The organism is Nocardiopsis sp. iso_25 (genome assembly GCF_056173305.1).
On the sequence record NZ_CM149667.1, the window covers coordinates 3,736,444 to 3,759,678 of the forward strand.

The following is a 23,235-nucleotide window of genomic DNA, read 5'->3' on the forward strand; positions in this document are numbered from 1 at the left end:
ATGGATTCCCTGACACCCATGATCGACGGGTTCGGTGTCGTCCTCGAACCGGTCAACCTGCTCTACTGCCTGATCGGCGTCGTGGTCGGCATGCTGGTCGGGGTCCTGCCCGGGCTCGGGCCCGCGGCCACGATCGCGATCCTGCTCCCCCTGACCTTCGGCCTCGAACCGGTGACCGCGATCATCATGCTCGCGGGCATCTTCTACGGCGCCCAGTACGGGGGGACGATCACCTCGGTCCTGCTGCGCCTGCCCGGCGAGGCGTCCTCCGTGGTGACGGTCTTCGACGGCCACATGCTGGCCCGCCAGGGCCGGGCCGGAACGGCGCTGGGCATCGCGGCCGTTGGCTCGTTCGTGGGCGGGACAGTGTCGATCGTGGCCCTGTCCCTGGTCGCGCCCCTGGTGGCGAGCTTCGCCCTGGACTTCGGGCCGCCCGAGTACACCGCGCTGGCGCTGCTGGGCATCCTGCTGGTGTCCACCGTCGGCAACGGCAGCCGGATCAAGGCGATCATCGCCGCCTGCGTGGGCCTGCTGCTGGCCACGGTCGGGCTGGACACCTTCACCGGCGCCGAACGCTTCACCTTCGACTCCATGGCGCTGTCCGACGGGATCGACTTCGTGCCGATCGCGATGGGTCTGTTCGGCATCGGGGAGATCCTGCACAGCCTGGAGGAGCGCCACCGGGCGCCGAAGAAGCCCCTCAAGGTCACCAACACCTGGCCCTCGCGCAAGGACCTGCGCCAGTCGTCGGGCGCGATCGGTCGGGGCTCGCTCATCGGCTTCGCGCTGGGCATCCTGCCCGGCGGAGGCGCCACCCTGTCCTCCCTGGCGGCCTACGCGATGGAGAAGCGGCGCTCACGCAACCCCGAGCGCTTCGGCAGGGGCGCGGTGGAGGGCGTGGCCGCGCCCGAGACGGCCAACAACGCCGCCGCCACCTCCTCGTTCATCCCGCTGCTGACCCTGGGCATCCCGGCGAACGCGACGATGGCGATCATCTTCGGCGCGCTACTCATCCAGGGCGTGCCGCCGGGGCCGGAGCTGGTGACCCAGGAGCCGGAGCTGTTCTGGGGCGTCATCAACTCGATGTACATCGGCAACATCCTGCTGCTGATCATGAGTATTCCGCTGGTGGGGCTGTTCGTGCGGATCCTGCGGGTGCCCCCGACGATCCTGGCGCCCATCACGGTGCTGATCACCCTGGTGGGCGTGTACACGGTGCGCAACAACGTGTTCGACATCGTGCTGGTAGTGGTCTTCGGGCTACTGGGTTACCTGATGAAGAAGTTCGGCTTCGACCCGGGGCCGCTGGTGCTGGCCTTCGTCCTGGGTTCGCTGCTGGAGAGCTCGCTGCGCCGGTCGCTGCTGCTCTTCGACGGGGACCCCACGGGTTTCCTGACCCGGCCGATCTCGGGAACGCTGTTGCTGCTGCTGGCCGTGGTGATCGTACTGCCGCTGGCGCGTGCTCTGTGGCGGTGGTACCGGGGCCGGGTCGGTGGCAGTGCCAGTGGCAGTGGTGGTGCCAGTAGCAGTGGTGGTGCCAGTAACAGTGGTGACGGCAGCGGTAGTGGCGCTGGTGAGGGTAGGAGCGAGGAACCCGCAGGGAGGACGGACACCTGACCGGTTTCCGTTTCCTCCAGGCAGTGTTCCGGCCCCGGGCGATCGTCCGGGGCCGTTCGCGTGTTTTCCACAGGTGGGGATTGGGGCTGGTCGTGTGTGGTGCGGTGATGGTTTGCTGGAAATAGGGGGGATCCCACCCAGGGGGCGTTTTAGTGTGCCCTGAAACGCTCTTCGTTCAATAACGGTAATGGATCAAGGGGCAGGGAGGGGCCGTCCACAGGGCCCCTCCCTACGCTATTCCTGCTGGGGATTGCTGGCGGCAACGAAAGCGCGCCAGCTGCCGCGAAAGGGTACGGGCTGCGGAGAACGGCGGGCGCCGGGTGGGGGCGTGGGCGACCGACGAAAAGCGGCACCAAAGGCGGGAGCGGCTACCGGAGGGCGACCAACGCCCGGGGTGTGGGGGTGGTCGGGCTCTGCTGCGTCGGCACCAACGGCCAGCAGGCCCTCCGGCCTCGGGCAACGATCCTGGCCCCTGCGGTCGGGGTGGGTGACGATCGCACCAACGACAAGCGGGCATTTTAGAGGCACCTTTTCGGACACCTTTTAATCCGGCACCATTGCGACCCATGAGGCAAAAGCATCCTCCAGAAAGAAAGTCGGCAATTGATGCCGAGAATGGTGGAGAAAGGGCGATCGGCGGCCTATAATAAGAAGTATGGAGATGATGACCGCAGCGCCCGAGACGGCCCCCGGGGAATGTTCCCCGGCCGTGGCCGCGCTGGCCGGTGCGCGCGAGATCATCGACCAGACGTTGAACACCGACGTGCCGCCCGGGGCGGACGAGAGCGCCGCTGAGGAGATCGCGGCGCTGTGGGCGCAACTGGACCAGATCCGGTACCAGGCGTTGGCGCGGATGGCGCGCCTGTACGCGCGGGGTGCGGTGGCCCGCTACAGCGGCTACAGCACGTTGGACAAGTGGTTGGTGCACCACGGCAAGTTGCCCACCGCTCAGGCCAAGGATTTGGCGCGGCTGGCCCAGCATGTGCACGAGGAGACTCTGCCCGCCACCGCCCAGGCGGTGGCTGAGGGCGTGGTGGGGTTGGGTGAGGCGGTGGTGATCGCCAAGGTCACCGACAAGGCCGTCCAGACCCGCGACGCTCAGCATTTCCCTGAGGAGCAGGAGTATCGGGGCGGGTTTGAGTCGGCGTTGGTGGCCGCGAAGGTGGAGCGGCCTGCGTTGTCGGTCAACCAACTCCAGTCAGTGGCCCGCCAGGTCGCGCACCGTTTGGACCCCCACCGCCTGGACCGCGACCACGAAGCCGCTCACGCCTCGCGTGGGCTGGTCGTGCATGACACGTTCCAGGGCAGCTACCAGCTCCAGGCGTGGGGCGGCAGTGGGGATGCGTTGATCGTGCGCGCGGCCATCGACACCTTCACCACCCCACCCTCGGACGAGGACACGCGGTCGCGGTCGCAGCGGGAGCACGACGCGCTCATCGCGGCGCTGCGCTTTGCCACCACCCACACCGGATGCGCCAACGCCCCCGCTCCACTGGCGCAGATCCGCATCGTCGTGCCGGTGCAGACCTACCTGGACACCCAGGGCCAGGAAGTTCCGGCGCTGGACGAGCGCGGACGGGTGATTCCGGTCGGGGTGGTGCACGAGTTGGCCGCCGACTCTGAGGTGGTGCGGATGCTCACCGCCCCGCCCACCGGGCAGGTCCTGGATGTGGGCCACAGCCGCCGGTTGGCCTCAGCCCGCCAGCGCACCGCCGCCTTCCACGGGCACACCACCTGCGCCCACCCGGGCGGGTGCGAAGTTCCGGTGGCCCTCTGCCAGGCCGATCATGTGCAGTCGTTCTCCCGAGGCGGGCGCACGGTGGTGGCGAACCTGCAACCGCTGTGTGGGCCGCATAACCGGGCCAAGTACCAACGCGAACTCCGCACACACCAGCGGCGAGGACAGGATCATCCGCCCGACAGGGTTGCGGTGCCACCGCCCCGGGAGTGACCCCGGCCGGGCCGGGCCCCGGCATGCCCGCGCCCGACAAGCGGCCCGGGCCCTGCCGCCAGCCGTCGTCGCTGCCATCGTCGCCCACCCCCGCCACAGGGGCCGGTCGCGCTGCCCCAGGCCCGCCAGCCCCGCCGCCTTTGGTGCCGACGCAGCAAAGCCCCACCACCCACCAACACCAAGCGTTCGTCGCCCTCCCACGCCACTTCGCGGCAGCAGATGACGCAGGAGCGAGCAACCATCCCCGAACGGCAAGCGTTGACCGCCTGCCTCGCCTGCCCCGCCTCCCCGAACAGGTGCGGCGGGGAACCCCGGAGACCTCCCCACCGCACCTTCACGGGCCCCGGCTCTCCTCTCCCTGCCGGGGCCCGCCCATCACCTCACCTCGCACCTCATTCCGCCCGGGCCGGACCGACCCGATCCGTCACAGCGAGGCGCGCACCCTCTCCACGATCCTGGGCACGGACACGCCGTAGCGGTCGTAGAGGGTGGGCAGCGCCCCCGCGTCCAGGAACTCGTCCGGCAGTCCGATGTGCTCCATCCGCCGGGCCACCCCGCGCTGAACCATCGCGGAGGCCACCGACTCGAACAGCCCGCCCACGACCGAGTGGTTCTCCAGCACGAACACCCTGCGGTCCCGGCCCACCTGCTCCAGGACCGTCTCCACGTCCAGCGGCTTGATGGTGGGCACGTGCAGGACCGCCGCACCGATCCGGTCGGCCTCCAGTTCCGCGGCGGCGCGCAGCGCGCGCTCGGTCATCATCCCCGAGGAGACGAACAGGACGTCGTCGCCGCCGCGCAGGAGCGCGGCCTCGCCCAGCCGGAACTCGTAGTCGTACTCGTCCAGCACCGTGGGCACCGCGCCGCGCAGGATGCGGGTGTAGGTGGGCCCCTCGTGCGCGATCAGCTGCGGGACCGCCTGCTCGATGTCCACCGAGTCGCACGGGTCCACGATCACCATGCCGGGGATGCCCCGCAGCAGGGCGATGTCCTCGGTGGCCTGGTGGCTGGGCCCGTAACCGGTGGTCAGGCCGGGCAGCGCCGCGACGACGTTGACGTTCAGGCGCGGTTCGGCGATGTCCAGGCACAGGAAGTCGTAGGCGCGGCGGGTGGCGAAGACCGAGTAGGTGGAGGCGAAGGGCACGAACCCCTCCATCGCCAGCCCGGCGGCGGCGCCCATCATCACCTGTTCGGCCATGCCCATCTGGTGGAAGCGGTCGGGCATGGCGTCGCGGAAGACGTGCATGTCGGTGTACTTGGCCAGGTCCGCCGACAACCCCACGACACGCTCGTCCTCGCGCGCGGCGCGCACCAGGGCGTGCCCCAGGGGCGCCTGGACGGTGCGTGCGCCCTCCTCCGCGATCGAGGCGATCATGGCGTCCGACGTCAGCTTCCTGCCGCCGCCACCGCTTTCCCTGCCGACCGTGCTCGCGCTGGTGGTGCTCATGCCGTGTACCCCTCGTATCCCTGGCGCAGCTGCTCGCGCGCGGTCTGCCACTCGTCCTCGACCACCCGCATGAAGTGCAGTTTCTCCCTGCTCTCCAGCATTGGCACCCCCGCGCCGATCCTGGTGTCGCACACCAGCGCCGTGGGCGAGCCGCGGTGCTCGCGCAGCTCGTCCAGGGCCGCGGCGACGGCGGCCACGTCGTTGCCGTCCACCCGCAGGGTGTGCCATCCGCTGACGCGCAGCTTCTCGTCGGCGGGTTCGGTGCCCATGACCTCCTGGGCGGGGCCGTCGGCCACCTGGCGGTTCATGTCCACGATGGCGGTGACGTTGTCCAGGCGGTGGTGGGCCGCGGCCTGGACCGCCTCCCACGTGGAGCCCTCGCTGAGCTCGCCGTCGGAGAGCAGGTTGTACACGCGGGCGGGGTTGCCCTTGCGGCGCAGTCCCAGGCCGATGCCCACCGCGATCCCCAGCCCGTGGCCCAGGGAGCCGCCGGAGATCTCCATTCCCGGCGTGTAGGTGGCCATGCCCGACATCGGCAGGCGCGAGTCGTCGGTGGCGTAGGTGGTCAGTTCCTCCTCGGGGATGATCCCCGCCTCGGCCAGGGCGGCGTACAGGGCGATGGCGTAGTGGCCGATGCTGAGCAGGCAGCGGTCGCGCCCCTCCCACTCCGGCTCCTCGGGGCGCAGCCGCAGGTGGTCGGCGTACAGGGCGGCGAGCACGTCGGCGAAGCCGAGGGCCTGGCCGATGTAGCCCTGTCCCTGGACCTGGGCCTGGGTGAGGGCGTTGAGCCGGATGCGGTAGGCGGCGGCGCGCAGCCGCGCCAGCCTGGCGGTGTCGACGCCGCCTCCGGGTCTGGTGGCGGTCCGGTTCATGGTGACCTTCCTCGGTGTGTGAAGGGTGTGGGTGCGGGGGGCGACGCGTCCCGTCCGGGACGCGGGGTTCAGACCAGCGCCCAGGTGAGGCCGACGAGGGCGAACCCGCTCGCTCCCAGGACCGTGACGAGCACGCTCCAGGTGCGCAGGGCGTCGCGCACCGACAGGCCCAGGTAGCGCGAGACGATCCAGAAGCCCGAGTCGTTGACGTGGGACAGGCAGATGGCGCCGCAGCCGATGGCGAGGTTGATCAGGGCGATCTCCAGGCCGCTGTACCCGCCCGAGGCGATGGCCTCGGCCAGGAGCCCGGAGGTGGTCAGGGCCGAGACGGTGGCCGAGCCCTGGGCCGCCCGCAGCAGCGCGGCCAGGCAGAAGGCCAGGAGCAGCAGGGGCAGTCCCAGGCCGAGCATGCTCTCGGAGAGCACCTCGCCGATGCCGCTGGCGGTGAGCACCCCGGCGAACGCGCCGCCCGCGCCGGTCACGAACACGACCACCGCCGCCGGGGCGAGCGCGGCGTCCATGACCGAGCCGACCGAACGCATCGACCAGCCGCGGCGCACACCCAGCAGGTACAGGGCCAGCAGGCAGCCGGTGAGCAGCGCGAAGGGCGGGGCGCCGACCATGGTCAGGAAGCGCAGGGCCGTGGAGCCCTCCTCCAGGAGGAGTCCGGCGACGGTCTGGAGCCCGATCATGAGGATGGGGACGGCGATGACCGTGATCACGGCGGCGGCGCTGGGCGGGCGCTGCGGCTCCACCCGGGGGCGGGTGGAGACCTTGGCCGCGCCCGCGCCGTCCGTCCCGCCGGTACCGCCCGCGTCACCCGTGTCACCCGGAATCCCGGTGCCGCCGCCCGTACCCCCGGTTCCGGGCTCGCCGGTGTTCTGCTCGTACAGTTCGGCTGTGGAGGGCAGCATGGCGTACGCGCGCCGGTTGAGCAGCTTCGCCGTGTAGTGGGCGACCACGCCCACCGGAAGGATGAGCGCGGCGCCCAGGAGGGTGACCAGGCCCATGTCGGCGCCGGTGAGCACGGAGCTGCCGACGATGCCGGGGTGGGGCGGCAGCACCACGTGGATGAAGAGCATCAGCCCGGCGATGGGCAGGCCGATGCGCATGGGCGAGGGCAGGCGGGCCGCCCGCGAGAAGGCGTAGATGATCGGGACCAGGACGATGAAGGCGACGTCGAAGAAGATCGGGACCGCGATCACCGACGAGGCGATCAGCAGCGCCACGCCCACCCTGGCCGGGCCGAGCAGCGCGCTGAAGCGCTCGGAGAGCGCGTCCGCGCCGCCGGAGTGCTCGACGATGGCGCCGAGCATCGCGCCCAGCCCCACCAGGAGGGCCACGTTGCCCAGGGTGCCGCCCAGTCCTTCCACGATGGTGGGCACCACGTCCTCGAAGGGCATGCCCGTGGCCAGGGCGGTGCCGACGCTGACCAGCAGGAGGGCGACGAAGGCGGGGACGTTGAAGCGGATGATGAGGACGAGCAGCGCGCCGATCGCCCCCAGGGCGATCACTGCGAGTACGAGGGCGTCCATGGACTCGGGTTCTCTCTGTCGTGGCGGCGCGGGTCCCGCGCACAGCTCCGGAAGACGTTTTCCGGGCATGCTGAGGGGACCGTCGGCGCCGCGCGGGGACGGGGGGCGGTGGGGGCCGGGCAGGGGCCCGGCGGGGTCAGTCCCGGTAGACCCGGATGACCTGGGAGTCGTCGTGGTCGGTCAGACCGGCCTCGGCGGCCCTGGTGTAGGCGTCGCGGGCGGCCAGGAGCAGCGGGGCGGAGAACCCGGCCTCCTCGGCGGTGTCGGCGACGAGCCCGGAGTCCTTGACGAAGATCCCGATGGTGCTGGTGATCTCGTCGGGGCCGTCGGGCAGCATGCGCGGGCCGCGGTCGCCGAGCATCCAGGAGCCCCCGGCGCCGCCGGAGACGGCCTCCAGCACGTCGGCGGGGTCGAGCCCGAGGCGTTCGGCCAGGGCCAGCGACTCGGCCGCGGCGGCGATGTGCACCGAGCACAGGAGCTGGTTGACGACCTTGTAGGACTGTCCGCGGCCGGGCTGGTCGCCGCAGTCGCGCACCGTGCCCATCGCCTCCAGCACGGGCCCGCACCTGCGGAGGGCCTCGGGGTCGCCGGAGGCGAACAGGGTCAGGGCCGCGCGCCGGGCCCCGGCCACCCCTCCGGTGACCGGCACGTCCAGCAGCCGCACCCCGCGCTCGCGCGCGAGGTCGGCGACCTCGCGCACGGGGCCGGGTCCGACGGTGCTCATGACCACGAGCACCGAGTCGGCGCGCATGGCCTCCAGTGCGCCGCCCGGGGCGGTGACCGCGGCGCGCAGCTGGTCGGGGGTGGCGACCATGACGATGACGACGTCGGCCTCACCGATTCCGGCGGTGTCGGGCTGGGTGCGCAGGCCCTGGCCGCGGGCCTGCTCGCGGCGGTGCGGCGAGGGGTCCACGCCGACCACGGTGTGCCCGGCCGCGGCGACCTGCAGGGCCATGGGCAGACCGATGGCGCCGACGCCGACGAACATCACGGCCGTTTTCGGGCACGGCTGTGGAACTGGTGTGGTGTCCATGTGTCTTCCTTCTCCCCCGCGGGGGGTGTCTCGGGCCGGGCGGTGTCCGGCTAGCGCCCGTCGGCGGGCGCGGCTCCCTCGGTGATGCGGCGCCACAGGGTGAAGTGCTCCACCATCGCGGCCGCGGCGGCGCTGCGGTCGTGCGCCTCGACGGCGTCGACGATGGGCGTGTGGACGGTGTCCGTCCTGCGGGGCCCCCCGGGGTCGCCTTCGGCGGCGCGGGCCTCGATGTCCAGGGCCAGGGCCCGCTTGTGGGCGAGGACGTCCTTGAGCGCCAGGCTCATGCCGTCGACGAAGAACTCGATCACCGGGTTGTCGGCGATCTGGAACAGCTTCTTGTGGAAGGCGTAGTCGGCCTCGTGCCCGGCCTCGGCGTCGCCCGCGGCGGTGGCCCGGACCATGTCCTCGACGTGGCCGCGCAGCACGCGCACGTCCTCCTCGTCGGCGCGGTCGGCGGCCTCCTGGACCACGGCGACCTCCATCATCTCCCGGGCGCGTTCGACGCTGTCGTCGTCGATGTGGCCGAACTTGGACATGAGGCCGAACAGGAACTGGACGAAGGAGGCGTCGGGCTTGGTGAAGAACGTCCCCGCCCCCTGGGTGCGGCGCACCATGCCGAGCATCTCCAGGCTGCCGAGGTTCTCCCGGACGGTGGCCCGGCTCGTGCCCAGCCGTTCGGCCAGCTCCCGTTCCGTCATCAGGCGCGACTCGGCGCCGGCGGCCTTCGCCTCCGGCGCCAGCGCCTCGACCAGGGCGTCGAAGTTCGTGTCCACCGCACCTCCTGATTGGCCTGACCAATGTGAGGAAGCGTACAAGTCGCAGGTCGCGGGCGTCAATGGATTGGTAAGGCCAATATTTCCGCCGTGTGAAGGCCCGGTGTCGTACCGCCCCGAAGGGCCGATGCCGTACCACCGCGAAGGGCCGGCGCCCGCCCGGATCCGGGGCCGGGACGCCTCCCCCGCCACGGGTGTCCACACCCCCGGTGCCGCCCTGGACGAGCCCCGCACACACCGCGGCGGGGAGCCCCGAAGGACCCCCGCCGCCCCCTCGGGCCCGGCTCGCGCCCGGCCCCACCGACCTCACACCAGGTACAGGAACACCGTCAGCACCAGACCGGCGACGGCGATCACCCACGTGTAGGGCAGCGTCGAGAGCATCGACCGCTCCGGGCGCACCCCCGCGTACTGCGCGCTCCACACCGTCTGCGTGCTGGTGGGGTCCGACACCCCCAGCACCTGGCCGTAGGAGGCCATCAGCCCCAGCACCGCCGGAGCCGGGTAGATGCCGCCGGAGATGAGCACACCGGCCACACCCGCGCCCAGGCCGAAGATGTTCATCGGCCCCCGGTACAGGGCCAGCGGCACCAGCACGGCGAAGACCAGCACGAACAGCCACGGGCTGCCGGGGCTGATCGCGGTCACCACCGGCGTGAGCGCCGAGACGGCCCCGGGCAGGTTCACCGCCGCCAGCAGCATGCCGATCGCGATGAACAGCACGATGGGCGGCGCGGCCACGTCGAAGGCCCGGTAGAGCGTGCGCAGCGCGGTGGAGGACATCTCCCGCCACGGCACGGCCGTCAACAGCGCGAAGACCACACCGGCCAGCAGCGAGGGCACGATGGGCACGTGCAGCCCCAGCGCCAGCACGATCGGCACCAGCGGTGTGACCAGCGCGTACCAGGGCGCGTCCCCGCGGCGCCTGCGCCGCTCGGCGGCCCGCTGACGGCGGCTCGGCGGCCTCGTCCCGGCGCCCCCGGAACCGCTGCCCCCGGCCCCGGCCGGGACCCGCACCGCCCAGGTGTGCCGGGCTCCCTTGCGGCGCATCTCGATGAGGATGTAGGCCAGCCCGCCCGCCAGCGCGATCGGGAACAGGCGCAGCTGGAAGTGCTGGACGGTGGAGACCGGCACCCCGATGGCGTCGGACAGGAACTGCCAGTTGATCAGCTCCAGGGGCAGTCCGGCGGCGATGCCCACCAGCACGGTCCCGGCCGCGACGGTGGGGGTGACCCCCACCGCGATCATCGCGGGGATGCCCACCACACCGGCGAGCATGGCCGCGGGCGCCGAACCGGTGATGCTGCCGCACAGGATCGCGACGACGAAGACGCCGACCGCGACCAGCGAGGGGCGTTCACCGCCGAACTCCACGATCTTGCGCACCAGAGTGGAGGCGATCCCCGCCTCGGACATCAGCGTGCCCAGCCAGCTGCCCAGGAGGATGGCGATCATGGTCGCGGCCAGGCGCGGCGCACCCTCCTGGATGACCGTCCCGGTGACGCTGCCCTCCTCCCCCGTCAGGGGCGCGCCCGCGATGAGCGCGATCGCGACGGAGAGCAGGACCAGGGCGAAGGCGGTGGGCAGGCGGCGCGTCAGCATCAGGCCGACGCCCACCGCCATGGCGAGGAGGATTGCGAAGGCGGTCACGGGCGTTCTCCGGGGGAGGTTCGCGGGGCGGGCCGGTCGTGGCCCGTACCCCGGTGGGCAAGGGTGGCGGCGATGGCCGCGGTGAGCGCGATCGGACTGCGGCCCAGTCCCGCGCGGCGGCGGGCGTAGGCGTGCGCGGCGATCTCGTCGGCGCCGACCACGTGTCCGCGCAGGCGCAGCGGCCCCAGGCGCACCAGGACGTGGTCGAGTTCGCGCCGCAGCGCGCGGCCCCGCCCCTCGTGCAGCATCCGGTGGGCGTGCTCGTGGGCCAGAGCGGTCTCGCGCAGGGCCGCGCGGGTGAGGTCGCGCCCCCACCCGGCGTCGCGGGCCACGCGGTGGGCGTGGTCGAGGGCGTCGGCGTAGACGACCACCCGGTCGCCGCAGGCGCGGTGCAGGTACTCGGCGAGCAGGACCTCGCCCGGACGCAGCCCGCCGACGGCCCGCTCCTCCACACGCACGGCGTTCCCGGCGTCCTCCACCGCTTCCGTGCCCCCGGTGTCCACGTCCGCTCCGGCCCTGGCGGCGTCCTCCTCGGCCATGCGCTCACCGAAGCGCAGCGCCGTGGCGGCCCAGAACAGCAGCAGGTCGCGGTCGCGGCCCTCGTGGGTGGCGGTCAGCGCGAGCAGGTCGGCGGCCAGCTCCTCGTCGGAGGCGGCGCCGATGCGCGCGTACTCCTCGGCCAGCCCGGGGGCTACGCCGCTGCTGTGCCCGCCGGGCGCCTGCGCCCGTTCCCCCGTCTCCCGCCGGTCCGGGCGCTCCGTGTGCCACGGGGGCTTCGGTCGGCCCGCGCGTCCCGGCGCATCGCGCCGGGACGCGTGCTCGGCGCTGCCGGGGCATTCCGGTGGGCCGGACCCGGTGGAACGCGGTTCGTGGGCCGCGCGCGGCGGCGTGTGCGCGCTCACCGCCGCTTCTCCATGACCGCGACGACCGTCTCGTCGGGGGCGCGGCGGGCGATCTCCGCCGAGGCCAGCGCGACCAGGTGCCCCGGGTCCAGCACCCCCGACAGGTCGGCGAACTTGGGGCCCAGCAGCAACCACACCGCCGGGGGCAGCGCCCCGCCGTCGCCGTAGGCGGTGCGCTCGGCCACCAGGTCCTTGAGCCGCCCCTCGGCCTCGGCGGCCACCAGCGTGTCCACCAGGGCGTCGGCGCTGTGCAGGCGCACCACCCCTTCGGCGTCCACCACGCGGACGTGGGTGCGTTCGCGGGCGAAGCGCCCCAGCCGCCCGCCGGGCCTGCGCACCAGCCCGAACACCCGGTACTGGCCGTTGGCCGCGTACTCGGTCAGTTCGGCCGGTCGGGCTCCCAGACTGGCCGCCGCGGCGGCCCGCGCCCCGGCCTCGGCGTCGGTGGCGGCGGTGCGGTCCTTGGTGCGCAGTTCGGTGGCGCCCGTGGCCACGGCCGCCACCAGGTTGCGCTGGGGGTCCACGGTGACGTCCACCTCGATCCCCGCCGGGTCCGCGCCCTGGCGCAGCACCGCCTGCTCGGCCTCGGCGCGCACCGCGAGCACGTCGGCGTGGGTCGCGCCGGGGATGATGCGCTCCACCGACTCGCGCACCAGCGCCAGCGCCACGCCCAGGGGACTGATGACCTCGCTGTGCGCGGCGATACGCGCGTCCAGCCCGGTGCGCCGACCCAGGTAGGGGGTGACGGTGGCCGCCCCGCCGCCACCGCCGACCAGGGCGCACACCTGCCGGTCCAGGCCGTAGTCGCCCACCATCTCGTCCACGACCGCGGCCACGCGCTCGGTGGCCTTGTGCAGCACCACGCGGGCGGCCTCCTCCACCTCCACGCCCAGGGCCCCGGCCAGCGGGGCGAGAGCGGCGCGGGCCGCACGGGCGTCGGCGCGGGCGTAATCGCCCTCGGGGACGAGCCCGGCGGCGTTGGCGGCGCAGGTCACAGTCAGGGCGAAGCGCCGCCCGCCGCTCTCCAGGACGGCGTGGTCGCCCGGGTCGGAGGCCATGGGGCTGATCCGCACCAGGCGGGCGCCCTCCAGCTCGGCCGGGTCGGCGAAGCAGGCGTAGGGCAGCCCGGCGATGTGGGCGCTGCGCGGTCCCACGTCGGTCAGGCTCGCCCGGCCGGGGCCCTCGCCCCCGCCGACCCGGACCAGGGAGCCGCCGCCGATGCCGACGGTGCGCACGTCCAGCGCCGACAGGTAGGTCTCCCTGCCGCCCAGGCGGGCGTGGCGGATCTGCACCCGCCCGCGCCGGATGACGCTGATGTCGGTGGAGGTGCCGCCGGTCTCCAGGAACACGCCCTCGCTGACCTTCTCGCCCATCAGGGCGCCCGCCACACCCGCGGCGGGACCGGAGAGCACGGTGAGCAGCGGCCGGTGGCGCATCTCGGGCAGCGACATCACGCCGCCGTCGCAGCGCATGACCATGAGCGGGGCGGTGACCCCGGCCTTGTGGATGCTGCGCTCGACCAGGTCGGCGGTCTGGAGCATGCGGGGCATGACCCCCGCGTTGAGCGCGGCGGTGCGGGCGCGTTTGCCCAGGCCGTAGAGCTGGGTGATCTCGTGGGTGGCGGTGACGGGGACGCCCCGGGCGCGGGCGGCCTCCAGCACGGCCAGCTCGCCGCGCGGGTCGTCCACGCTGAAGGGTTCGACGGCGACGACGACCTCGGCGCCCTCGGCGACCACCTGGTCCACGCTGGCCAGGGCCGCGCCCTCCCGGTCGGGTTCGCGCAGCGCGGCGTAGCGCACGGGCAGCGGGTGACCCGAGTCCAGTCTCAGCTTGCCCAGGGAGCGCAGCCTGCGGGTGGCGAAGGCGTCGTACCCGCTGCCGACGCCGACGATGCCGATGGTGGCCACGTCGCCCTCCAGCAGGGCGTTGGTGGCCTGGGTGGTGCCGTGGGCGAGGAAGCCCACGTCCTCGGCGCGCACGCCGATGTCGCCGAGCAGGCGTTCCAGCGCGGTCATGATGCCGTGGGCCACCCCGTCGGCGTGGTCGTGGCTGGTGGGCACCTTGACCTGGCCCAGCAAGGCATAGGTGGTGGCGCTGACGGCCACGGCGTCGGTGAAGGTCCCGCCGACGTCGATGCCGATGCGCACGGGACCGGGGCCGGAACCGGGGCCCGGGGACGGGATCGGGGTCGCGTCGCTCATGGTCACCCCTTCTGTGGGGAGTCGGGCGGTGGGGAGTGGGACTGCGAGGGTGCAGGTCGGGGGCGGGCGCCCGAACACGGGCAGAAGCGGAGGCCCGAAGGAGCACGGCGTCCGTCCCCAGGTGCGGGAGGGGTCAGTAGCCGCGCACGTCGGGCCAGTGGCGCTCGACGCCGGTGCGGTCCAGCACGGCGGTGAAGGCCTCCAGCAGCTCGTCCTTGGCGCGCACGGCGTGCGGCGTGGTGCCGTGCTCCAGGGCGAAGGCGGCCAGCCGCCCGGCGGCCTCGCCGATGTTCCACTCCACCGGGTGCAGCCGGAAGCAGCCGTTGGTGATGTGGGTGGTGCCGACGTTCTTGGCGGCGGGCAGCAGGTTGGTCTCCCGCTCGGGCAGCAGGGCCCCCAGCGGGATCTCGAACGGGACGCTGGCCACGTCCACGTAGTTGTCGCCGCCCGTGGAGGGGTGCAGGTCGATGCGGTAGCTGCCCACGCCCACCGAGTCGTGGCGGCGCACGATGCCGTGCGGGCCCAGCAGGTCCAGGGACACGTCGTGCTCGGTGACGGTGGTGACCGCCCTGATGCGCCGGGACTCGCGCACGTAGGCGGCCTTGGCCAGGCCCGTCTGCGTGCCGGTCACGTCGGGCCGCGGCCTGAGCCCGGGGAAGCCGGTGCCGCCGTCGGCGCGGGGCGCCTCGGTCTGGAGCCAGTACAGCACCGACAGCGACAACTGGCGGGCCTCCTCGTGGGCCTCGCGGACCGTCTGCGCGTCCACCAGCCCCTCGATCTCCAGGGCGGGCTTGAGCCAGTAGTCGTTGAGCGGCCAGTTGGCCAGGGTGATGTCGGAGTCGAAGGCGCCGGGCAGGTGCATGCGCCGGGCCAGGATGCGCCGGAAACACCACAGCTCCTTGTCGCCCGCGTCCGCGCTCTGGTCGGCGGCCACCGCCAGCGGGTCGGTGTCGGGGTTGGGCACGAACGTGCGCGCCACCGGCTCCAGCGTGCGCGGGTCGGGGGCCGAGAAGCCCAGCAGCGGCCCCGGCCAGAACTCGGGCGTGTAGGAGCGCCAGAAGTCGTACATCGCCGGGCGCTCGATGGTGTGGTCCTCGCCGTCGTGGTGCGACATGGCGAAGCAGTAGGTGATGCCCTGGAGGTTGGTCGGGTCGGCCGTCTCGGGCGCGTGCGGCTCGCCGTGCTCGGAGCGCGCCTCGGCGCCGGTGACGTGGTCCAGGCCCGCCATCGGCAGCAGGTCGCCGTTCTCGGTGGCGTCCAGGACGTAGGCGGCGCTCACCGTGCGGCGGCGCCCCCGCTCGTCCTCCAGCTCCACCGCGCTCACCCGGTCGCCGTCGGTGTGGGCGGCCACCGGCCGGTGGCGCAGCAGGACGGTCAGGCGACCGGCCGCGCGGTGCGGGCCCACCATCTCCTCCAGCACCGCCAGGGCCACGCGGGGCTCGTGGCACAGCTTGCTGACCCGGCCCGCGCCGGGGTTGAGGGTGAGCGAGGAGGCTGCCTCGGCCCGCAGCGGGTAGGCGCGCCGGTAGTGGTCGCGGATGCCCTCGCGCAGGCGCCGGTAGGAGGCGGTGGAGCCGAAGCGCTCGATCCACGGGTTCTCGTCGGGCGGCACCGCCTGCGCGGTGAGCTGCCCGCCGATCCAGTCGGTCTCCTCGGTCAGCACCACGCGGCGGCCGGAGTCGGTGGCGGCCAGGGCCGCGGCCACACCGCCCAGTCCCCCGCCGACGACGAGGATCTCCGTGCTGGTCTCGCTCATCTGGAGCCTTTCTCAGGTGTGTCGTGTCCGGGGCGCGGCGAGGGTGCCGCCCTCCACCGGCTCGCAGGGCAGCAGGCGCCGGGGGGTCTCCCCGTGGGCGCCCGCGATCAGTTCCAGCAGCAGGCGGACCGCGTCGCGGCCCATCGCGCGCAGGGGCGCGTCGAAGCCGCCGTAGGCCGCGCCGCCGCCCGGGGCGCGGCCCCGGTTCCCGGTCGGCGCGCCCAGCAGGGCCAGGGAGAGGTCGCCGGGACAGCGCAGACCGGCCCGGTCCACGGCGGCGGCCAGGCCGTCCAGTGCGGCGCCGGTGTCGGTCTGCTCGACCACGACGGCGGTCACGCCCTCCTCCAACCAGCGCCCCAGCAGCTCGTCCAGGTCCGAGCCGTCGGTGCGCACCACCAGGCGCGCGGTGTCGATCCCGGCCGCGCGGGCGCCGCGCAGCACGCCCCGCTCGCGGTCGGTCGAGGCCGGGGCCTGGTCGTGCTCGCGCAGGTAGCGCAGTTCGCGGTGGCCCAGACCGGCCAGGCGCGCCACCACCTGCGCCGAGGCCGAGACGTAGTCGGCGCCCACGTAGGGCACGCCGGGCTCGTCGCGGCGGCCGATGTAGACGAACGGGAAGCCGTCCTCGGCCAGGCGCCGGATGGGCTCGTCGGGCACGTGGCGGCCGAAGAACAGGCAGCCGTCGGCCACCCGCACCCGCCGCACCGCGGCCGGGTCGTCGGCGCTGGCGGCGGCCCGCGCCGACCCGGTGAACAGGATCAGGTCCTGCCCCTGGGCCGCGGCCTCCTCCTCCACCCCGACCAGGACCGGGTAGTAGGAGTGCGCCACGTCGGTGGGGAAGGTGGCGCTGAAGGTGTACAGCCCCAGCATCGCGTTGCTGGCCGAGGCCAGCCGGGTGGCGACCGGGTCGGGAACGTAGCCCAGCTCCTCGGCGGCGTCGAGCACCCGCTGGCGGGTCTCGCGGGCCAGGGACATCCCGGTGGGGGTGCCCCGCAGCACCAGCGAGACCGTGGCCTGGGAGACCCCCGCCGCCCGCGCGATGTCGGACTGGCGGGGGCGCCGCGGCCCCGCCCTCCTGACGTGCGTCACCTGTTTCTCCTCTTGCGTGCCGTGTTAATGCGCATTAGTTGACGACTGTGAGCCGCGCCACGGCAGATGTCAAGGGGATGACGGGCGGATTTCCACCCGCAGGCAGGATCTTTCGTTAATACGTATTAGAACCTTGACCGGCGCATCATCGCTGGTGAAGACTCTGGGCCTCGGAGCCTCCCCCCGACCCGCTCCGGAAGGGAACCGTCATGTCCGACGACGCGCACCCCCGCCGCTCCCCCGCCGCCCCCGGCCGCCGCACGGTCCTGCGGGGCGCCGGAGCCGCCGCGGCGGGCGCCCTCCTGGCCCCGGGACTGCTGACGCCCGCGTCCGCGACCGCCGCCCCGGCCACCACCGCCAACGGCGCCGCGGCGGCAGGCGTCCTGCCCGCCTACCGGTTCCTGCGCGAGGCGCTCGACACCGCCGAACTCGGCTACAACCCGACCGGGGAGCTGATCTTCCCGTGCCTGCGCGGAACCGTTGGCCGCCTGGCCGACGCGCCCGGCCGCTTCCTGCTCTACTACGCACCGCACGAGAGGCCCGGCGGCATCTGCCTGGCCTACGCCGACAGCCCCGACGGGCCCTTCACCGAGTACCCGCACAACCCCGTCGTGGCCAACGTGTGGGACCCCCACTACGACGTCAGCCACGTCTCCTCACCGCACGTGATGTGGAACTCCGAACACCGCGAGATGTGGCTGTACTTCCACGGGGAGAACACCACCACGCGGCTGGCCCGCTCACGCGACGGCATCGACTTCGCCTACGAGGGCGAGGTGCTGACCACGGCCATGGTGCCGGGCACCACCGAGGCCTCCTACGCGCGCGTCTTCGAGTACCGCCTGCCCGACCGGGGCGCGCGCTACGTCATGGTCTTCATGCGCAACGACAGCAGCGACCACCGCTCCATCGGATGGGGGTGGTCGGCGGACGGGATCACCTTCGACTTCGACCCCGACCCGCTCGTGGACCACGCCGACGTGGGGGTGTCGAACCTGTCGGGCCCGCACGTGGTCGAACGCGGCGACAGCACCTACGTCGCCTACCACACCGACCTGGGCGACATCCGCCTGACCGAGGTGGGGCGCGACTTCGGCCTGCGCCGCCACCTGGGCACGGTGCACACCCCCATGGCCGGACCGCCGGACTCGGGCCGCAGCGCGGCGCCCTCCTTCGGCTCCGACGGGGGCGTGCAGTACATGTTCTACGAGGCCGGGCACCGGCTCGGGGCGACCATCGCCATCGCCCGCGCCGACTGAGGCACCGCGGGGACCGCGCCCCGGCGCGGCGGGGACTGTGGCCACCGGCCGACCGCGGCGGGGCGCGCACCGCGCGGGGACCACGGCCGCCCCGGCGGCACCGCCCCGGCGCGGCGCCCCCGCGCCCTGCCCACGGGCGGGCGCCGGGGCCCCTCCCGGCGGGGTCAGACCTTGCGGCCGACACCGCCGTACTGGTCGACCTCGGCCGGAAGCCCCACGCCCTGCCCCCGCACCTGAGGACGCCAGCGCGTGACCGAGACCAGGCCCGGCTCGACCAGTTCCAGGCCCTCCAGGTAGCCGCCGATCTGCTCGGGGCTGCGCGGGTTGTAGGGCACCGCGCCGCTCTCGTTGTACTCGTCCTGGGCCGTCACGTTCTCCTGGCTGTGGACGTTGCTGCCCTCGCTCACCGTCAGGTAGCTGCCCGGGGGCAGGCCCGCCAGCAGGCGCCGCACGATGGAGACGGCCTCCTCGTACTCCTGCACGTGCCCCAGGATCCCCAGCAGCATCAACGACACCGGCTGGTCCAGGTCCAGCAGCTCCGACGCCTGCTCCAGGATCGCCTCTGGCTCGTACAGGTCGGCGTGCAGGTACTGCGTGCGCCCCTCGGGGGTGCTGGTCAGCAGCGCCCGCGCGTGGGTGAGCACCAGCGGGTCGTTGTCGATGTAGACCACCCTGGACTCGGGCGCCACCGCCTGCGCCACCTCGTGGGTGTTGTTGGCCGTGGGCAGACCGGTGCCCACGTCCAGGAACTGGCGGATGCCCACCTCGCCCGCCAGGTGGCGCACGGCCCGCTCCTGGAAGGCCCGCGAGGCGCGCGCCATCCGCGCGATGCCGGGGAAGGCCTCCAGGAACTGGTCGCCCGCCTCACGGTCGACGGGGTAGTTGTCCTTGCCGCCCAGCCAGTAGTTCCACACCCGTGCCGAGTGCGGCACCGTCGTGTCGATCACCGGTCGCTCAACGCTCATCGGTCTCTGCTTTCACTGCTCGTCACTTGCCGGGCCCGGAGTCGTCCGGGCCCCGTCCTCGGTCACGGACGCGCGGCCGCGGCCCGCCCCCGCGGGCATCAGGCCTTGCGGGCCACGCCGCAGTACTCGGCCACCGGGCGCGCCCCGCCCACCTCGGCGGGGGCCGGACGCCACAGGGAGCAGGAGACCACGCCCGGCTCCAGCAGTTCCAGCCCGTCGAAGAGCGCGCTGATCTGCTCGGCCGTGCGGATGGTCAGCTTGGGGGTGCCGCGCTCGTTCCAGGCCGCAGCCACCTGGTGGGCGCGTTCGCGGTCGATGTCGTCGGTGGGGTGGGACAGGACCAGGAAGCTGCCCGGGGCCAGCGCCTCCAGGAGCCGGTCCATGATCGCGCGGACCTCGGCGTCGTCGGCGACGAAGTTGACCACGCCCAGCAGCATCAGCGCCACCGGCCGCTCCAGGTCCAGGGTGCGGGAGGCCTCCCGCAGGATGGCCCCGGGGTCGCGCAGGTCGGCGTCGACGTAGTCGGTGGCCCCCCGGCCGCTGCCGGTGAGAAGGGCGCGGGCGTGGGTGAGCACCAGGGGGTCGTTGTCGACGTAGACCACCCTGGACTCGGGCACCACCGACTGCGCGACCTCGTGGGTGTTGTTGTGGGTGGGCAGACCGGTGCCGATGTCCAGGAACTGCCGGACGCCCTCCTCGCGCGCCAGGTGGGTCACGGCGCGCACGAGGAAGCCCCGGTCGGCGACCGCGTTGTCCACGATCTCGGGGAAGAAGGAGCGGATCTGCTCGCCCATCTCCCGGTCCACCGGGTAGTTGTCCTTGCCGCCCAGCCAGTAGTTCCAGATCCGGGCGTTGTGGGGGACGGAGGTGTCGATCCGGGGGGCGGAAACCTCAGGGTTCTCAGGGGGCACGGGCCTGCCTTCTACGCTCGTTCTGGGGAGAAAAGGGGCGTACCCGGACAAGTAAAGGGCTCTCGGAGCCCACCGGCAAGCTCCCCGGGGAGTGTCCCCCCGGCCACCGGAACACCGGCCCGCCCACCCCCCCACACCACCGAAAAACACTCGTGCCCCCGGCCCCGCGGCCGATACCGTGCCCGGCAGCGCCCCGACCAGCGCACCCAGCACCCCACACCCGGCAGAAGGGAGCCGCGGGTGAAGCACTCCAGCCCCGAGTTCGCGCGGATCGCACACGAGGGAACCGTCCTGCGGTGCCAGGTGGGTTCCGAGGCCCACGGCCTCGCCCTGCCCGGCCAGGCCGACCGCGACGAGATGGGCGTCTGCGTCGAACCCCCCGAACACGTCATCGGCCTGCGCCCCTTCGAGCAGTACATCCACCACACCCGCCCCGAACACACCCGCTCCGGCCCCGGCGACCTGGACCTGACCGTCTACTCCCTGCGCAAGTGGACCCGCCTGGCCCTGGACGGCAACCCCACCGTCCTGCTCCCCCTCTTCGTCCCCCCGAACCAGATCGTCGCCATCACCCCCACCGGACACGACCTGCGCGCCAACGCCGCACGCTTCCTCTCCCGCCGGGCGGGCGAACGCTTCCTGGGCTACCTGCGCGCCCAACGCGACCGCATGGAGGGAACCCGCGGCGGCAAACACACCAACCGCCCCGAACTCGTCGAACGACACGGCTTCGACACCAAGTTCGCCTACCACATGGTCCGCCTGGGCGTGCAGGGCGTGGAACTGATGGAGACCGGCCGCATCACCCTGCCCATGCCCGAACCCGAACGCACCTGGCTGCTCGCACTGCGCCGCGGCGAGCACAGCCGCGCCGACGCCCTGGACCGGGCACGCGAACTCGAAGAGCGCCTGGCCGGGCTGTGCCGGACCTGCGACCTGCCCGCCGAACCCGACCACGCCTGGGCCGACCGCTGGCTGGTCAGCACCTACCAACGGGCCTGGGCCCGACGCTGACCCGCCCCGCGACCCCTCCTCCACGCGCCGCCGCCGCGACCGTGGCCACGACCACGCTGGTCACAGCGGCCACCCGACGCAGGACCAGCGCGGGACCGGGATAGGGTGAACCCCCGAAGAGGTAGGCGCCGCTCCCGGCTCCTCCGGGCGCCACCCGCACGGCGGACGCCGCGCACCGCGCCCGGGAACGACGAACACTAAGGAAACACCATGGTCGGAACCATCGCCTTCGTCCTCATGATCGTGGGCCTGACGATGATGCTCGCCACCGGGCTCATCGCGGCCGTGATCAAGACCCGCTAGGGCAGCACGACCCGGCTCGGTGACGGGTGCGTCCCCACGGCCGCACCCGTCAGACCGTCCCCCCGCAGCCGCCTGTTCCGCCACGTCGGCCGACCACCGGACCACGGCACGCCGAACCCCGACCGGATCCTGATGACCGGTGCGGGGCATCCGTCCACGCTGCCCCGCACCGGCGGTACGGGCGCACCCGCACGGATCCATTTTACGGACTCGGGGGGAAGGGGAACCAGCGGTCCGGGAAATTCGTGCGGTGTTCGGTTCCCCGAAGCGAGGCCGCGCCGTAGGCGCGCGAGACGGAGGGCGCCCGATTCCCGCCGCCTTCTTCCGGTTCCTGCTTCCTTAGACCGAAGACTGTTTTCATTTGCGTTGTCACTGCTTGTCCCCCCTTAGTGACAATACGATAAAGCCCTACCTTTATTATGTAGATTCGTAGTTGCCGAAACCCGGGAGTCCCCACCGGCCCCGGGTTCGCGCCGTGCGGACGCACCGCGGACCTGGGGCCGACCCGGGCCGCCTGGCAGGTGTGCACGCGGCCCGGTCGGCCGTGGTCCGTTCGGGTTCGCAGGGGAAGGTCGGGGCTCGTTGGCGCGGCTGGCGGGGACCCGGGGCGCCCGGGTACGGCCCTGAGGCCGCCACGGGGTTCCCTGGAGCGCGAACGTCGGCTCCGTCTCCGACACGCTCCCCCCGACCAGCCGCGCCGGTCCGGTGGGTGCCGCCAGCATCCAACGGCATGCCCCCGGCAGACAACCCCAACGGCACCCCGGTGCACAGGCGTAGGCATCCTTCCCCCGCGCGGACCACGGTCCCAAGAAGGTTCAGGGCCGGTCGGCGGCATCCGTGTGAGGGCATGGCCGAAAGGACGGCGCCTCCCCCGCTCCCCCTTTCGCGGCGACCCCCGGCCGCGCAATACCCCGACTGTGGAAAGGCCGCGGACCGGAGAGGTCCGGGGAGCGGGTATTCCCGGCACAAAGGACGGAAAACGGTGGACATCGGGCCCGGGTGCGGCCGGTGTCGGCCCCGGAGACGATCGCCGTTCCACTGTCGGCACGCGGTCAGGGGGAAGTCCGATCCGACCTTCAGCGGTCTCCGACCTGCGCCTGTGAGGCAGGCGTCGTCCGACCCGCCGGGGAGGCGAGGCGCCTGAGACGGTCCGCGCTCTCCGGATGCGCGCGGTCGGGGTGGTAGATGACGAGCATTTGCTCGTCGGTGCCGTCGACGGCGAGTTTGGACACGTTCAGGTCCATGGCGCCGACCCGGGGATGGTCGACGCGGATGAGGCCGCCGCGGGGTGGACGGACATCGTGACGTGCCCAGGCCCGCCGGAAGGCCTCACTCGCCAGGGACAGCTCCTCCACCAGTTGTGCGACTCGCGGATCGCGCAGATCCGTTCCCACGCGCCCGCGGAACATCGCGACCATCTCCTGCCGGTCGAGGTACAGGTGATCGTCCGTGTTGAGGAAGGCCGTGCGCAGCAGGTTCACGCCCGGCCTCAGCTCCGGGGAGAGCGCGCGTGCCAGAGGGTTGCTCGCGAGCACGTCCGCGTAACGCCCGGCGACGAACGCCGGTGCGTCGACCGTGCGCAGAAGGTCGAGGACCCGAGGAGCGAGGGTCTCCCCCCGACGGGGTTCACGACGCGAGGGCCGCGGGGCGGTGCCCAGTCCGAGCAGGTACTGGGTGGAGGGTTCGTCCAGTTGCAGCACCCGCGCGATCGACCCGAGCACCTGGGCCGAGGGGTTGCGGTTACGCCCCTGCTCCAGCCGCAGGTAGTAGTCGGAGCTGATGCCCGCGAGCAGGGCGACCTCCTCGCGGCGCAGCCCGGGGACACGGCGGCGGGAGTCCTCGGGAAGGCCGACCGTCCGGGGGGCCACCAGCTCCCGTCGGGCACGCAGGTACCCGCCCAACGGATTCTGGCTGTCGGCTCCGCGTCCTGTCATCACCCCGGATCGTATCCGACCGTACG

At 72.9% G+C, this 23,235-nt stretch carries 17 protein-coding genes; 4 read left to right on the forward strand and 13 right to left on the reverse strand.

Translation table 11 applies throughout. The annotated features are described in order from the left end of the window. Together AC0VX6_RS16245 and AC0VX6_RS16250 are read left to right on the forward strand one after the other, a co-directional pair. Complete coding sequence (locus AC0VX6_RS16245; RefSeq protein ID WP_274973541.1) at nucleotides 1–1,617, forward strand: tripartite tricarboxylate transporter permease; 1,617 nt, start codon at nucleotides 1–3, stop codon at nucleotides 1,615–1,617. 664 nt (nucleotides 1,618–2,281) lie between these two features. Then, nucleotides 2,282–3,568 carry an HNH endonuclease signature motif containing protein gene (locus AC0VX6_RS16250; protein ID WP_475469374.1) on the forward strand — a complete coding sequence of 429 codons (1,287 nt, stop codon included), beginning with the start codon at nucleotides 2,282–2,284 and terminating at the stop codon, nucleotides 3,566–3,568. A 424-nt stretch (nucleotides 3,569–3,992) separates the two neighbouring features. Here AC0VX6_RS16250 and AC0VX6_RS16255 read toward each other — a convergent pair whose 3' ends face one another. The 10 genes from AC0VX6_RS16255 to AC0VX6_RS16300 all read right to left on the reverse strand — a co-directional run bounded on the left by AC0VX6_RS16255 (nucleotide 3,993) and on the right by AC0VX6_RS16300 (nucleotide 16,823). After that, nucleotides 3,993–5,015 carry a transketolase family protein gene (locus AC0VX6_RS16255; RefSeq protein ID WP_274973542.1) on the reverse strand — a complete coding sequence of 341 codons (1,023 nt, stop codon included), beginning with the start codon at nucleotides 5,013–5,015 and terminating at the stop codon, nucleotides 3,993–3,995. Then, nucleotides 5,012–5,887, reverse strand: coding sequence for a transketolase (locus tag AC0VX6_RS16260; protein WP_475465015.1), 876 nt, complete (start codon nucleotides 5,885–5,887; stop codon nucleotides 5,012–5,014). The genes AC0VX6_RS16255 and AC0VX6_RS16260 overlap by 4 nt, the downstream gene beginning before the upstream one ends. A gap of 68 nt (nucleotides 5,888–5,955) precedes the next feature. Continuing rightward, nucleotides 5,956–7,422 (reverse strand): GntT/GntP/DsdX family permease, encoded by a 1,467-nt coding sequence (locus AC0VX6_RS16265; RefSeq protein ID WP_475465017.1) that lies wholly within the window; start codon nucleotides 7,420–7,422, stop codon nucleotides 5,956–5,958. A gap of 136 nt (nucleotides 7,423–7,558) precedes the next feature. Further along, nucleotides 7,559–8,455, reverse strand: coding sequence for an NAD(P)-dependent oxidoreductase (locus tag AC0VX6_RS16270; protein WP_274973545.1), 897 nt, complete (start codon nucleotides 8,453–8,455; stop codon nucleotides 7,559–7,561). Between the two features lie 50 nt (nucleotides 8,456–8,505). After that, a complete protein-coding gene (locus AC0VX6_RS16275) occupies nucleotides 8,506–9,228 on the reverse strand; it encodes a FadR/GntR family transcriptional regulator (protein WP_475465018.1) in 723 nt (240 codons plus the stop codon). Nucleotides 9,229–9,534: 306 nt separating this feature from the next. Next, nucleotides 9,535–10,878, reverse strand: a complete 1,344-nt coding sequence (locus tag AC0VX6_RS16280) for a transporter (protein WP_274973547.1) — start codon at nucleotides 10,876–10,878, stop codon at nucleotides 9,535–9,537. Next, the gene (locus AC0VX6_RS16285) at nucleotides 10,875–11,780 is read right to left on the reverse strand and encodes a hypothetical protein (RefSeq protein ID WP_475465019.1); all 906 of its coding nucleotides are present in this window, start codon (nucleotides 11,778–11,780) and stop codon (nucleotides 10,875–10,877) included. Before AC0VX6_RS16285 ends, AC0VX6_RS16280 begins: the two co-directional genes overlap by 4 nt. After that, nucleotides 11,777–13,981 carry a hydantoinase/oxoprolinase family protein gene (locus AC0VX6_RS16290; protein WP_475465020.1) on the reverse strand — a complete coding sequence of 735 codons (2,205 nt, stop codon included), beginning with the start codon at nucleotides 13,979–13,981 and terminating at the stop codon, nucleotides 11,777–11,779. The genes AC0VX6_RS16285 and AC0VX6_RS16290 overlap by 4 nt, the downstream gene beginning before the upstream one ends. Nucleotides 13,982–14,114: 133 nt before the next feature. Continuing rightward, nucleotides 14,115–15,737, reverse strand: a complete 1,623-nt coding sequence (locus tag AC0VX6_RS16295; RefSeq protein WP_475465022.1) for an FAD-dependent oxidoreductase — start codon at nucleotides 15,735–15,737, stop codon at nucleotides 14,115–14,117. A gap of 12 nt (nucleotides 15,738–15,749) precedes the next feature. Then, a complete protein-coding gene (locus AC0VX6_RS16300; protein WP_274973551.1) occupies nucleotides 15,750–16,823 on the reverse strand; it encodes a LacI family DNA-binding transcriptional regulator in 1,074 nt (357 codons plus the stop codon). Nucleotides 16,824–17,032: 209 nt separating this feature from the next. Here AC0VX6_RS16300 and AC0VX6_RS16305 point away from each other — a divergent pair, with 209 nt between their 5' ends. Then, entirely contained in the window at nucleotides 17,033–18,082 is a 1,050-nt protein-coding gene (locus tag AC0VX6_RS16305; RefSeq protein WP_475465024.1) for a hypothetical protein, read from the forward strand. Nucleotides 18,083–18,246: 164 nt separating this feature from the next. Here AC0VX6_RS16305 and AC0VX6_RS16310 read toward each other — a convergent pair whose 3' ends face one another. Beyond that, nucleotides 18,247–19,047, reverse strand: coding sequence for an SAM-dependent methyltransferase (locus AC0VX6_RS16310; RefSeq protein ID WP_274973553.1), 801 nt, complete (start codon nucleotides 19,045–19,047; stop codon nucleotides 18,247–18,249). A 98-nt stretch (nucleotides 19,048–19,145) separates the two neighbouring features. After that, nucleotides 19,146–19,958 (reverse strand): SAM-dependent methyltransferase, encoded by an 813-nt coding sequence (locus AC0VX6_RS16315; protein WP_475465026.1) that lies wholly within the window; start codon nucleotides 19,956–19,958, stop codon nucleotides 19,146–19,148. A gap of 240 nt (nucleotides 19,959–20,198) precedes the next feature. Here AC0VX6_RS16315 and AC0VX6_RS16320 point away from each other — a divergent pair, with 240 nt between their 5' ends. Then, nucleotides 20,199–20,972 carry a nucleotidyltransferase domain-containing protein gene (locus AC0VX6_RS16320; RefSeq protein ID WP_274973555.1) on the forward strand — a complete coding sequence of 258 codons (774 nt, stop codon included), beginning with the start codon at nucleotides 20,199–20,201 and terminating at the stop codon, nucleotides 20,970–20,972. Nucleotides 20,973–22,351: 1,379 nt separating this feature from the next. Here the strand turns inward: AC0VX6_RS16320 and AC0VX6_RS16325 are convergent. Then, entirely contained in the window at nucleotides 22,352–23,209 is an 858-nt protein-coding gene (locus AC0VX6_RS16325; protein ID WP_475465028.1) for a helix-turn-helix domain-containing protein, read from the reverse strand. Nucleotides 23,210–23,235: the final 26 nt, after the last annotated feature.